Below are 12,190 nucleotides of genomic sequence, written 5' to 3' on the forward strand. Positions count from 1 at the left end.
AGGATTCCAGATTTGGCAGACCTCGGCTGGCGCCAGGACGGCTCCGCCACAAAATCTCACCCGATGCATAAGAACGGTTAGGTGGCGCGCCACCTAACCCTAGGCCGGCGATATTTATGTCTTCCGCGGCCGCAGCGGCAATCTGATCAAGATTATCTGGCATGATGGGCTTGGCATGTCGCTGTATGCAAACGGCTCGAGAAGGGCCGGTTTCTATGGCCGTCGCCGGCGGACGGCACGGTTTCCATATCACCGGCGCAGCTCGCCTACATGCTCGACGGGATCGATTGGCGCAACCCGCGCCACACGTTCCGCCCGCAGCGCGCGGGCTGAGTTTTTCTTTGAGTTTGCGCCATTTTCCGCGAGTCAGCGGGCGCGTTTTATGATTCACTCCAGGGCATGGTTGCCACCGCCCAGGATGCTGTTCCGGACGATATCGGCGCGCTCAGAGCGGCGCTGACCGCAGCGCTGGCCAGAGCCGAAGACGAGGCCGCGCGCGCTGCGCTGGTCGAGGCCGAACTGGCGGTCGCCAGGGCTAAGGCATCGGATGATGCGGCGCTGATCGCACATCAGCATCTGACGATCCGCAAGCTGCAGCGGGCGCTGCATGGTCAGAGTTCTGAACGCTCAGCCCGCCTGCACGACCAGATGGAGCTCACCTTCGAGGAGCTCGAGAGCACCGCGACGGAAGACGAGATCGCCGCCGAACAGGCCGCGGCCAGGACCACCGAGGTGGTGCCTTATGTGCGCAAACGACCGGCGCGTCAGCCATTTCCCGAGCATCTGCCGCGCGAACGCGTGGTCGAGCCGGCGCCGACCGCTTGCCATTGCTGCGGCGGTCATCGGCTACGCAAGCTGGGTGAGGATATCACCGAGACGCTGGAGGTGGTGCCGCGGCAATGGAAGGTGATCCAGCACGTGCGGGAGAAGTTCACCTGCCGCGACTGCGAGACGATCAGCCCCGTCGCCGACCGCTTTGAGGACAGCCGTGCCGGCGAATGCGTCGCCCGCCATCTGGATGGCTATCGCGGCGTCCTGCAGGTCGACGGCAGCGACCGTATTTCCTATGGTCCGGCGAAGCGGTACGGTTTCAGCTGTGTTCATGATCGAGATAGCTCGCGATGGTGGGACCTACGTGAAGGTCTTCGATCAACGCGGTACATCCCCACTGTGGCAAGAGGTACCGGCCGATACATTGTTGCCAGATCCGAATTGTGCTGCCACAAGTCAGCCTATAGCCTGGCCGCATTCCACTGGTAATGGCGACCGGCACCCAGCCCTCCCAACACCTGGGGCGGTTCGAGCTACGACGAGGGATCGCAGGCCCGACCAATGGTCTCCGATCGTGTCAACATAACGCGGGGGGGGGTGGGCTCCGCCCTTCTCCCTCCAGATGTGCCACGCACACCGCTGGAAATGATGATGCCACCCAAGACGGTCGCTTTGATTTGAATTAGAAGGAGAAAAACGTGCTAAAAGAACTGCATTTTGAGATTGCCGAGTTTCAGTCACGTCTAACAGCGGTAAAGAAAGAAATGACGACGAGAGGGATCGAGATCCTTCTTCTGTCAGAGCCGCCTAACCAAAACTATCTTACCGGCTATAACGCTTACTCGTTCTATACTCCGCAAATGGTGATCGTGTCACTCGATCACGACGAGCCTATTTGGGTGGGCCGGTTGATGGATCGCGTTTCGGCATTAATGACTACCTATCTTGCCGATCAAAACATCAGAGCTTACCCCGAAACGCATGTTCATTCGCCCTTCCTATCGGCCTACACCTTTATGGCCGATATTGTAAGGGAAGTCGGGGGCGAGAAGGCGCGCGTTGGCGTCGAGATGGGAGGATACTATTATTCCGCCCGTGCTCACCAGGATCTTACCCGGGCTTTGCCACTTGCGGAATTCGTTGATGCTGACCTACTCGTTGGATGGCTCCGGCTGATAAAGAGCCCGACTGAAATCGCAATCATGCGTCAAGCTGGTCAGCTTGCAGATGTGGCGATGCAATGTGTGATCGATACGGTGGAAGCTGGAGTTCGTGAATGCGATATCGCGGCAGCTATTTATCACCAGCAAGTGTCGGGTACGGCTGAGTTTGGAGGTGACTACCCTGCTTGCCCTCCCGATCTTTGCATAGGCGAGCGTTCAATCGCTCCACATGCAGCTTGGACCGACGAACCGGTGCCGAATTCCTCTGTTGTTAATCTTGAACTTTCGGGGTGCCGGCACCGCTACCAAGTTCAACTCTCTCGTACAATCGTAGTCGGCAAACCCTCAACTGCATTCCAAAATCTGTCGAAGATTGCTGTAGAAGCCCTAAACGTCGGCCTCGAAAGTGTGCGTCCTGGGCGGACCTGTTCAGAAGTGTTCAGCGCATTCAGTCAAGTGCTTGCTCGCCATGGGATTGAAAAGGAGTCCCGAATTGGATATCCGACTGGCATCGCATTTCCGCCCGCATCGGGAGAACGTACGGCTAGTATCCGCAAGGGAGATGAAACAGTTCTTCAGCCAGGTATGGTTTTCCACATGATGCCTGGCCTGTGGCTAGACAACGTTGGAATCACGATCACCCAAAGTTTTGCTGTTAAGGATCGTGGGTTTGACCCTTTAACGAAGACAGCGCGCGAGCTTTTCGTCAAATAGAATGCGGATTACTGTGGGGGGCAAGCTCTTCCTGCAAACCGGCGTCGATCCCGTCCTCTTCGGCGGGATTCCAGCAGTTGCACGTGGTGCGGCAACGCAATGCGCGCTTGTCGCCGCGATCCGCTCCCATGCGGCCGCACGCGTCGCCGGCGAAGCGCCGATCGATGCGACGCTCGACGAGGCGCGGCTGGGCGATTGACGCGGCAGCTACGTCAGGATCGAGTATCTCAAATTGCGAACCGATTAGGATCGGTTTTGCAACGGTTGAGTTGGGACGCAGGGAGGATTGTTTGCGCTTCTGGTCGGGCGGCGAGAATGGCGAACTGTCCGGCCAGCGACGGATTCGGATTGAAGGCGTCCCTGGCCTGTCACTTGCTCATCATGTGAAACATTTCAATGCCGGACAGGATAATGCCGACGCTTACTGAGGATTGAAGCCGCACATCGTTCGGACACGGTGCTTTATGCGCCGATGGTCCTGATTGATCCAATTGTTCAACTATGGCTCCGGCAGATGCGGATCGGCTTCAGCAGGCACCGGGCGCGATCCTGCAAGCGATTTGTGGTGTCGCAGGCGAGACAAGTCTGTAGGCCGGATACCGCCGTAGCGTACCAAAAGGACAGTATTCTTTGACAATATTCCCCTTCACCGAAGCCACCCCGTACAGTTTCAAGCGACTCCGCCGAAGACTTCGGAAGTCGTGGTCATCGGCGGCGGCATTGTCGGCGTGACTACGGCGCTGTTCTGGCGCGCCGGAATATCTCGGTATCACTGTTGGAGATGGGAATCCCGCTCCCGAAGCCTCTGCACTCCGCCCATCGACCGCGGGATTACGGGCTTTTCCTGCAGTTCAAGACAGTGCCGCTCAAGGCGAGTTGGGCGGGCATGATCGATGCAATGCCGGATGTCGTGCCTATCGTCGATCGCGCCGCTGCGATCCTAGGTCTGGTTATCGCGACCGGGATGAGTAGCCACGGCTTCGGTATCGGACCCGGCATGGGCGGGTTGGTGGGCCGACCTGGTCCAAGGAAATGAGACAGGGCACAACCTCCACAGATTCCGCCAATCACGCTTCAGCGACGGCAGCATGATCCGTTTGGGACCTTCCCTCTAGAGGAGATGACCTTCGCCGTTTAGCAGGCTTCGACCAGATGACCGGTCAGCGCGCCGGCCTTGACGGGCACATCGGTTGGCGGAAACGAGATGAACCCTGTCGCATTCTCTGCCTCCTTTTCCGGGTCGAGCGCAGGCGCACGAGCCTAAATTGATCTGCTGCAACTTTTGATTACAGTGCTGTGGCAAGGAACCTTCGTTTTCGGAGTGTTGCAATGTTCAAAGGCTGTCAGTTCGACAAGTCCGCGGTCCTGCTCTGGTGCGCTGCTATCTCTCGCCTGCAATCTGAGCCTGCGTGATCTTGAGGAGATGGCCGAGCGCGGTATTGCCGCACTCCAGTTTGCCTACTCATCGGGAGACGAGATGGTCGTCGGCCCGACGTCGGGAAAGCTTCAGCGCCTCTAAGTGAATAGCTGAGGTGCTTCTTAGGCTGTGGACACCCTTGGCATCGATCTGATCGCCGGCCTTGACCAGCACTTCGGCGATTGTGCCGTCGCGCTCGGCATGCAATGCCGTCTCCATCTTCATCGCCTCGATGGACAAAAGCACGTCGCCGGCCTTGACCGCCTGGCCGGCGGCAACGGCGAGCGCCGAGACGACGCCCGCATCGGTGCTCCGACATGCGCCTCGTTGCCCGGCTCAGCCTTGCGCCGCGATGCGCACGGGTGGTTTCAGTCCAGGCCATCGTGATCTCCATCGAAGCTCGCAAATCCGACGGAATCACAACCGGCTGAAATCACTCAACTATTTTCGGAACGGCGCTAATGGCGGGCCGCCAATCACATCGCGTTAACATTAGTGGTGCTAGTTCGGTGCAGCAAAAGATATAGTATACGACTGATGAAAAGAAGCTCAAAGAGGTCTTATAAATCTTTAAGTTGTTTCTTAAATGTTTAACCCCAGAGACGCAATGGCAGTGTAGAAGCTTTCCCAAGTCAGTAACGACCCGCCCCATTACCGCACTGTGGACGTGTAAATGGGGGAAGCAATAACGACTTCACCCTCGCGCTGATCAGGCAAGGGCATGTGGTGGAGCGAGCCAAAGGCTGTGACGAATGCATTCGCAGAGGCAGTTTGGTACGATCGATGTTTGGGTTTTCCGGCATTCACAGCTGACAATCCCAACGCCATACATGCGTGAAGTGCTAAGCCCAACTGAGCGGGAGCGGGCCGAAAGAATCCGCCACTCAGATCTGCGGCTTTCATACATTCAAGCAAAATTTGCTTTTCGAACCATCCTTGCTGCGCACTTGCATATTCCGGAGCAAGATCTCCAGATGACCGTTTCGCGGTTCGGCAAGCCTCGATTGCCGGCGCGCGATATCGAAGTGAGCCAGTCTCACAGCCAGGATTGGTCCGCCGTCGCCGTTTCAGCCGTGGGCCTGATTGGGATAGATATTGAGCGTTGGCGCCCCTTGGCAAATTGCCGACAATTGGCCCGCCACATTATGACTGACCAAGAAGTCAGGAGGTTTGAAGACGTTACGCGCAAACAGTCTGCGAGAGAGTTCCTGGAGCTGTGGACCAGGAAAGAGGCTATACTGAAATGCGTAGGTCTTGGTCTCCAGCAGGACCCGCTAACGCTTCACACGGGCTGGGATGAGCAGGTTGTGGAATTTGGTGGCCTGCATTATTATCTCAATGCGCTCCCAATCCGCGGGCAGTTAATAGGGCATATAGCATCGCCTTGTCCCCAGCAGATCATCATGCGCACCCTGCCATCTCAATTGGTTGACCAACTTGGACAGCCGGATACCAAATAAATTACTGAACCTTCATGATCGAAGGTCGCGGACAATGGTACCTTCACAGCAAGGTCTGAGGTCAGGGACAGCCAAAAAGGCTTGTGTCCGAATTGCGCTCGGACGCTGCACGAGTACGCAATGCAGGGGCGCAATAAGGGTCGACAGCGTTACTGCAATGGCGCCGTTCGCGTAAATTTATCAAATTAGAAATTAAATCGTTGTGCAAAATGATATTTAACACTTTTTAACAGATGCCTGAACTGAAGTTTGATACATCTTAACATTCTACATTAGATAACCGTGCTACTTTGGCTGCCGTAAGCTTAGGTCGAAGTGGCAGCTTCTAGTGCTATAAAGACCGAATTGGAAGTCCTCATAAAAAAGAAATGTCCGCTAAGAAAGAGGCGTTTTCAGGCGGAATCTAGGTGGAGTGGCTTGAGAGATGGAACAACTTCCTGGTAAGTCAAAAACACTGCTTAGTGTTGTAAAGAGTTCACTTGCGCCGTCGTATCGGCTAATTTGCTTCCCCCATGGGGGGGGTAGCGTCCAGTCGTTCCGTAATTGGCCAGACTATCTCCCTGACGACATTGAGCTTATTTGCTTGGATCTTCCCGGGCGCGGCAAACGATCAGCGGAGGCCGCCATTCGCAGCATGGACGTACTGGCACCCATGGTCATCGAGGCGCTCCAGGAATACAGCGATAGCCCCTTCGTTTTCTTCGGTCATAGCGCAGGTGCCCTCGTGGCCTACGAGATTGCCCGCTCCCTTGAGGAGGCCGGTCGGCCATCTCCCTTCCATGTGGTCGTGTCTGCTCACCCGTCAGCGGATCTGCCCCCGCAAGAGCCGCCGATGTATACATACACCGATGATAAGCTAACCGATGTGATTCGTACCCTTGGTATGGTCCCCAAGAAGGCGCTGGCAAACGAGAAACTGCTATTGGACTTCATTTTGCCGCCCCTGCGGGCCGACTTCGAACTTGCGGAGACTTACGACCGAAACCTGCCAAAGCCTCTCAAGGCGGCAATCACCGCAATGGGCGGAGTTGAGGACGAAATCAATGCCAATGACCTAGACGGATGGCGTCGGCTTACGACGTCGCGCTTCGCCCGGATTATGTTTGATGGCGATCACTTTTTCACCCATGCCATGACGGAGCAGGTGGTGTCCAGCCTCCTGCGCGAGGTTAGCGAGGTGAAGGGACAACTTCCGGTTTCTATCCAACACGGCGAGGTCTTCCCTTATACTAATCTAACGCTGCATGAGCGATTCCGCAAACAAGCAGCTCTCACCCCCGACAGTCCTGCCATCGTTTCAGAGGCTACGACCATCACATATCGTGAACTCGACGACCTAACCGACATTCTATCCAGGCACCTTCTTGGACATGGTCAGAGCCGAGGTTCCAGCGTGGGTATCCTGATGGATACTTCACCTGAATACGCCGTCGCTTTGTTCGGTATTCTAAAAACAGGGGCGGCCTACGTCGTGCTTGACAAAGCATTGCCCGCCGCTGCGGTAAAGCGAATACTTGCGAAAGCATGTGTTGAAATCGTCGTCACCAGCGACCATTTCGCAGCCAAGCTTCCGCCTGACTGGTCCGGTATTGCGCTGTCGCTCGACGAGGGTTGGGAAGCACAACTTGGCAAGGCCAGCCCGGCCAATCCGCAACCGGTGAATATCGATGCGCCGGCCCAGATCTCATTTTCGTCTGGCACGACTGGTGAACCAAAAGGGATTGTCTGCCCCCACCGAAGCAGTGTATGCGCCAACCAGTGGCGCTATCATGCGCTGCCATACACGCTTGGTGAGCGTGAGGCGGTCAATCTCTTCGGGGACATAATGCGGCCGATCCTCGCCGGGATTCCAGCCTATCTGGTCCCCGATGACGTTATCTACGATCCGCATCAGCTGGTCGAGTACCTGGAGCGAAATCGAATTTCCAGAATATTGCTAACCCCATCACTGCTGGACGTGATTATCAGCAGCGGCTTCCTTGACCTCCCCTCCCGCCTTCCCGATCTCAGATTGATCTACCTATCAGGCGAGGTACTAACAGCAGCGTTGCTTGCGCGGGTCAGGGACGCGCTGCCGCACATCAGAATCATCAATTACTACGGCGCAGCGGAGGCATGTGATGTTTCGCATATTGACTTGAGCGAGGTCGATCCTGCGATAATACAAAAGGTCGCGCCGGTGGGTAGGCCTCAGTACAATGTCAGTGTCTATATCCTGGGGGAGCAACGCGATCCCGTCCCAATGGGCTTCTTGGGCGAGGTCTTCGTCGGCGGCGATGTCTTGGCTCATGGATATCTCGGCAGCCCAGAGATGACACGCGAAAGGTTCTTTCCCGACCCGTTTCGCGCAGATGGCACGATGTTCCGCACTGGCGATCTTGGTCGTATGCTGCCAAGTGGCCACTTGGAAATTATCGGGCGCTGCGCTTTCATGGTGAAGATCCGAGGTTACAGCCTCGTGCCCGGGTCTGTAGAAGCTGCCTTGCTTCGCTACGCCGGGGTCCGCTCCGCCGCCGTATTGCCTGAGCTCGATTCGACGACAGGCCAGCCGGACCGACTGGTCGCCTATGTGGTGCTGCACGATGGTTGCAGAGGCTGGGAGGCTCCTTTGCGAGCGCATTTAAAGTCCGAGTTACCGCACTATGCGATACCTGCGCATTTCGTGGCGGTACGGGAATTGCCCATTGCGGCTAACGGAAAACTTGATCGGTCGCGCCTTCGCGGGCTCGCGCAAGAGTCGTGCGCTCTGGTGACCGGTACCGACGAGGTCGAATCAGCACTTCGCGCAGCCTGGCGAGACCTTCTCCAGGCCGAAGCTGCCGATCTGGGCGACAATTTTTTCGACTGCGGCGGACACTCCCTTCTGGCTGCCCGCCTCTGCACGCAGATTCGTGAGAGTCTGAAGGTGCAACTCCGGGTAGTGGAGGTCTTCCTCAATCCGACCTTTAACGAACTCGCGGCTCTTCTCCGCAAACGCATTGGCGAGCAGGGACGTCCCCAAATCGGCAAGCTCCCCAAAACACCGCCAGTCTTGGCGCGTAGGGCGCATGTGAAGGCGCTGGACCGTCGAAGCAGCCCCAGTATGGACATTGCGGTGATTGGTATGGCCGCGCGTTTTCCTGGCGCGGAGACGGTAGACGCGCTGTGGGAGAACCTCTGCCAGGGGGTATGCTCGATCACCTCGCTCTCCAGGCAGGAGCTCAAGGCCCGAGGCATTGCGGAAGCTGTCCTGAATCGCCCGGATTATGTGCGCGTGGGCGCCCATCTCAACGATGTGGACCTTTTCGATCCGGATTTCTGGAGCCTCTCGAGGCGTGAGGCAACGTTAATGGACCCGCAGCATCGGCTGTTTCTCGAATGCTGCTGGAAGGCACTTGAGTCGGCCGGATATGCGCCAACCCAGCATGAAGGCCGGACCGGAGTGTTCGCAGGGTCTTCTTCCCCACTCTATCTACTGCACCATTTGAAGGGCAGCCTCAGCGATCCCACCAACGCGCCACTCGCTTTCCTGACGGAGCTCGGCAACGAGAAGGACTACCTTGCCGCGCGCGTGTCCTACATGCTGAACCTTAACGGCCCAAGCATTGCGGTGCAAACCTCATGCTCAACTGGGTTAGTGGCGATCGCGGTCGCCGCTCAGTCGCTCGCGGCCGGCTATTGCGACATGGCGTTGGCAGGGGGCTCGAGTATCACCTTCCCTCAAGCGGGGTATCAGTTTGTCAAGGACTTCATTAATTCTTCGGACGGTGTGTGCCGGGCCTTTGATGCCGATGCAAGTGGCACGGTGCTCGGAGATGGGGTAGGGGTTGTCGTTCTCAAGCGCCTTGAAGACGCGCTTGAGGCGAACGACTCGATCCACGCGGTGGTAAAAGGATGTGCCATTAACAACGACGGCCGCGCCAAATCATCCTTCTCGGCGCCTAGCGCACGAGGCCAGGCCGAAGTTGTGCGCCAAGCACTTGCCTCCGCGGCACTTGGCCCTGAAGATGTGGAATATATCGAAACTCATGGGACCGGCACCAAGGTCGGCGACCCAATCGAGGTCCGCGCACTGGCAGATGTCTTCGCGGGGCAGGCGAACGCCTGTGCGCTCGGGTCAATTAAACCGAATATCGGCCATGCCAACATCGCCTCAGGGGTCGCGAGCTTTATCAAGACAGCTCTCACGCTTCAGCACGGAGTAATCCCAGCGACAATCAAAATCAATCGGCTGAATGAAGATCTGGGACTGGAAGACACGCCTTTCTTCATCAATGAGCAGCTTAGACCTTGGCCCCGTCCGCCGGGACGTTCACGAACTGCCGGAGTTACTGGACTCGGTATGGGAGGAACCAACTGCCATATCGTGCTGCAGGAATGGGACAGCGACAATGCAAGGGCTTGGCCCGGATCGATTGCACGGGGATCTCACGCCCTTTGCCTATCTGCAAAGACCCCGTCAGCGCTAAGCCGGGCCTGCCTGAATCTAGCTGCGTTCTTGCGGCGCAACCGCGACATCGATCTTGGTGACGTCGCTCATACACTACGCGTGGCGAGATGCCACTTCGCGCATCGAACCGTTGTGGTGGCGCGCAACTTGGGCACGGCCATCGCGAGGTTGGAAGAAGAAGGGGATCGTACAGCTGATCGGACCTTTTCCTCGCCGTCTATTGGCTTCATGCTGCCGGGCTGCGGAGTGCAGCACCCGCGGATGTTCAAGGATCTGTTCGATCACGTGCCGGACTTCCGCAATGCTTTCCTGACTTGTGCGGCCGCTTGTCGCCGGCTCCTGGATCGTGACCTGGAGACGGTCATGTTTGGGGAAGACGACAAATACCGGACGGCTTCCTTCGAAGAAATCAGTGTCATGATTTTCTCCGTGCAATTCGCCATGGCGCGTTCGCTAGAACTGTTCGGAGTTCAGCCCGCTTATCTCGTCGGACACAGCATGAGCGAATACGTTGTGGCTACCCTAGCGGGCATTCTAAAAGTGGAAGATGCTGTTGAGCTGACGATCGCTCGGAGCCGTGCGGTGGCAAATATTGGTATCGATGGTGCTATGCTTGCGGCCGGATGCGGCCCGAGCGAGGCTGAGCGTATCCTCACGGAGGACGCTTGGCGTGATCGAGCAGAAGCTGGCGAGATCGGCGTCGGTATCGTGAACTCAAATACCGACGTCGTGTTCACCGGCAAGCGGGAACTTCTGGAAAGGCTTCAGGAAAGTCTCGAACATCGACAGATCACCAACAACCTCCTTATTACAGCTGGCGTCCCCAGCCATTCGCCGCTGATGAAAGGAGCGACTGACGCCATCGACGCGCGGGTCCGTACACTCGAAAAGGGCCTGCCGAATGTGGCCATTGCTCTCAACTCAGGAGCTCTGCATGAAGCGAAAATACCCTTGCAGGACACCTACTTGAGCAGGCAAGCGATCGAGCCTCTCCGATTTGATCGTGCTCTCAAGCCCGTTGTCGCGGCTGGTGTAGCTGCACTCGTTGACATCGGGCCCTCACGAAATCTGGCGCGTCTGGCACAGGGAGCAATCAACTCAGAGGACCGGAAGACCCGAATTCCATCGATCGTCCCAGCCGCGCGCGACGAGAACGATGAACAATCCACTGACCGCCATGTCCTTCTGGAATGCCTTGGGGCACTCTGGGCCGCGGGTGTTGCGGTGGATTGGAAACGGGCCAGTGATCAATTGGAACCGTTCGGTACTCGCCGTCGCATTTCCCTTCCAACGTACTCATTCGACGGTCACCGATGCTGGCCGGACGATCAGCTTGCGAGGCGGACGGTTCCGCGGCAGTCCGGGGAGCGAGAACAGCAAAGGGGAGAAGAGTTCACGACGCCAGACGAGTAGTAATAAGAGGAGAAAAGGGTTATGGCAGAAAAAGTAGTCGAACCAGGAAAACTAAACATGTTTAGCAACGATGATCCGAGGAAAATTTTTCTTGATGAAGTTAAAAATATTATCGGAGATAACGAAATATGCTTGGACGATAACTTTTTTGATGTTGGGGGAGACAGCCTTATCGCCGCAGAGCTCCAAGCTAATTTGGATAAAAGCAACAATTGGAGGTCGCCGCAATTGGATGAGATAATTGAGGCGGCGACGTTCGGCGACCTGTACGAGCGAATATGCATCCGTAACCATCCGTCGAAATAAGGACACCTCGAACTTGCTAGACTGAATGTCCCAGGAGAACATTTGGTCTAGAGCGGAGACGCAGCTGAACACACAGCTCTGTTTCTGGCTTCGGCGAGACTGGGAGCGGACCATCTTCCGTCCGCATGCGCCAGACTCGACGCACACTTCCCAAAGGGAATGCCAAAATCGGACTCTTCTGTCAGGCTGTAACCACTGGATCTGCGAAATTGCTACCGCACATGGACATTTGGCACCCAGGTGGTCGGCGGCGACAGTCGATATTTGATGAATGCGCATACACCATGCACATCAAATGTATCTGCACGACCCTGGAGGCCAGAATGACGTCGCAAATCGAGAGCTGCCTTGGAATTCTGGGTTTGGAACCTGCCTTGCCACCCAGCGTGGCGCCGCCGGCGCCGCCGTCCGGCTCGCTGTTTAGTTCAGCTACTTTCGAGTTTCCCGTCATATCAGAAACCGTCGAAGGAGCTTGGGCGGATGTTGTCATGCTGGGCGAACCTGCGCTCCAGCCGGC

The 12,190-nt window shown here is 56.8% G+C and carries 6 protein-coding genes and 4 pseudogenes; 8 read left to right on the forward strand and 2 right to left on the reverse strand.

Going from position 1 to position 12,190, the window contains the following annotated elements; genetic code table 11:
* Window positions 1-399: 399 nt before the first annotated feature.
* The 3 genes and pseudogenes from FJ543_RS31245 to FJ543_RS31255 form a co-directional block, all read left to right on the forward strand.
* Window positions 400-960 (forward strand): annotated as a pseudogene (locus FJ543_RS31245) (IS66 family transposase zinc-finger binding domain-containing protein); the annotation flags it as partial.
* A 509-nt stretch (window positions 961-1,469) separates the two neighbouring features.
* Window positions 1,470-2,648: a Xaa-Pro peptidase family protein gene (locus tag FJ543_RS31250; protein ID WP_084016212.1), complete on the forward strand. Its 1,179-nt coding sequence runs from the start codon at window positions 1,470-1,472 to the stop codon at window positions 2,646-2,648.
* A 1-nt stretch (window position 2,649) separates the two neighbouring features.
* Complete coding sequence (locus FJ543_RS31255) at window positions 2,650-2,847, forward strand: hypothetical protein (RefSeq protein WP_064995288.1); 198 nt, start codon at window positions 2,650-2,652, stop codon at window positions 2,845-2,847.
* A gap of 106 nt (window positions 2,848-2,953) precedes the next feature.
* Here FJ543_RS31255 and FJ543_RS31260 read toward each other — a convergent pair.
* Window positions 2,954-3,227: pseudogene (locus FJ543_RS31260) on the reverse strand (DDE-type integrase/transposase/recombinase); the annotation flags it as partial.
* A 319-nt stretch (window positions 3,228-3,546) separates the two neighbouring features.
* Between FJ543_RS31260 and FJ543_RS32145 the strand changes: the two are divergent.
* On the forward strand, window positions 3,547-3,684 hold the full coding sequence (locus FJ543_RS32145) for a hypothetical protein (protein WP_245322136.1): 138 nt from the start codon (window positions 3,547-3,549) through the stop codon (window positions 3,682-3,684).
* 519 nt (window positions 3,685-4,203) lie between these two features.
* On the opposite strand, the pseudogene FJ543_RS31270 reads toward FJ543_RS32145, so the two are convergent.
* A pseudogene (locus tag FJ543_RS31270) lies at window positions 4,204-4,418 on the reverse strand (biotin/lipoyl-containing protein); the annotation flags it as partial.
* Window positions 4,419-4,817: 399 nt separating this feature from the next.
* Here FJ543_RS31270 and FJ543_RS31275 point away from each other — a divergent pair.
* The 4 genes and pseudogenes from FJ543_RS31275 to FJ543_RS31760 all read left to right on the forward strand — a co-directional run.
* Window positions 4,818-5,525 carry a 4'-phosphopantetheinyl transferase superfamily protein gene (locus tag FJ543_RS31275; RefSeq protein ID WP_084016210.1) on the forward strand — a complete coding sequence of 236 codons (708 nt, stop codon included), beginning with the start codon at window positions 4,818-4,820 and terminating at the stop codon, window positions 5,523-5,525.
* Between the two features lie 424 nt (window positions 5,526-5,949).
* A complete protein-coding gene (locus FJ543_RS31280) occupies window positions 5,950-11,367 on the forward strand; it encodes a type I polyketide synthase (RefSeq protein ID WP_084016208.1) in 5,418 nt (1,805 codons plus the stop codon).
* A 21-nt stretch (window positions 11,368-11,388) separates the two neighbouring features.
* Window positions 11,389-11,673 (forward strand): acyl carrier protein, encoded by a 285-nt coding sequence (locus FJ543_RS31285; protein WP_084016206.1) that lies wholly within the window; start codon window positions 11,389-11,391, stop codon window positions 11,671-11,673.
* A gap of 323 nt (window positions 11,674-11,996) precedes the next feature.
* Window positions 11,997-12,190 (forward strand): annotated as a pseudogene (locus tag FJ543_RS31760) (hypothetical protein); the annotation flags it as partial.

Source organism: Mesorhizobium sp. B2-5-7 (assembly GCF_006440875.1).
GTDB classification, from domain to species: Bacteria; Pseudomonadota; Alphaproteobacteria; order Rhizobiales; family Rhizobiaceae; genus Mesorhizobium; species Mesorhizobium australicum.

What these genes read in the sequence shown, in the direction of transcription:
- FJ543_RS31280 (WP_084016208.1), top strand. Translation starts at nt 5,950, where the DNA reads ATGGAACAACTTCCTGGTAAGTCAAAAACACTGCTTAGTGTTGTAAAG.
- FJ543_RS31285 (WP_084016206.1), top strand. Translation starts at nt 11,389, where the DNA reads ATGGCAGAAAAAGTAGTCGAACCAGGAAAACTAAACATGTTTAGCAAC.
- FJ543_RS31275 (WP_084016210.1), top strand. Translation starts at nt 4,818, where the DNA reads ATGCATTCGCAGAGGCAGTTTGGTACGATCGATGTTTGGGTTTTCCGG.
- FJ543_RS31255 (WP_064995288.1), top strand. Translation starts at nt 2,650, where the DNA reads ATGCGGATTACTGTGGGGGGCAAGCTCTTCCTGCAAACCGGCGTCGAT.
- FJ543_RS32145 (WP_245322136.1), top strand. Translation starts at nt 3,547, where the DNA reads ATGCCGGATGTCGTGCCTATCGTCGATCGCGCCGCTGCGATCCTAGGT.